The sequence below is a fragment of the Allobosea sp. P1_A7 genome (genome assembly GCF_056406775.1).
This window is the reverse complement of sequence record NZ_JBFTZN010000641.1, coordinates 1-666: the sequence shown is the minus strand read 5'-3', so window position 1 is coordinate 666 and position 666 is coordinate 1. Positions and strand designations below refer to the sequence as shown.

Annotated in this window: 1 pseudogene; it reads left to right on the top strand. The window is 64.7% G+C overall.

The features are described from left to right. A pseudogene (locus AC1D34_RS38175) lies at positions 1-598 on the top strand (IS6 family transposase); the annotation flags it as partial. Positions 599-666 lie beyond the last annotated feature (68 nt).

Below are 666 nucleotides of genomic sequence, written 5' to 3'. Positions count from 1 at the left end.
GTGGAGGAGATGCTTCTGGAGCGCGGCATCGCCGTCTCCTACGAGACGGTGCGGCGCTGGGCCTTGAAGTTCGGGCGGGATTACGCCCRCCGCCTGAAGCGCAAGAGGCCGAGCCGCCGCGACCTTTGGCAYCTCGACGARRTCGTCGTCACCATCGCCGGAAAGAAGCATTGGCTCTGGCGGGCGGTCGAYCAGGACGGCTATACCCTAGATGAGATCGTGCAGACCCGGCGTGACACCAAGGCAGCGCGGCGGTTGCTGAGGCGTCTTTTGAAGAAGCAGAGCTGTGCGCCCGATGATCACCGACAAGCTCGGCTCCTATGCCGCCGCYCGGCGCCAGATCATGCCGACGATCGAGCATCGCGCGCACAAGGGCCTCAACAACCGGGCCGAGAACTCACACCTGCCGCTCCGAAAGCGCGAGCGGACGATGCAAGGCTTTCGATCTCCAGGCAGCCTGCAGCGCTTCGTCGCCGTCTTCTCCGCCGTCCGCAATCTGTTCGTCCCGCCCCGGTCCCGTCGCTCCGCCCTCGCCATCCATCTGCATCGTCTGTGCGCCATGGCACAATGGAAAGCCGTCGCTGGCCTCGCAGCGTGAGCCCGTCACCCGGTTGAGTTCGCTTCAATGGTCCGCGGTTAACGTGAAATGGTCCGCGGTTAACGTGA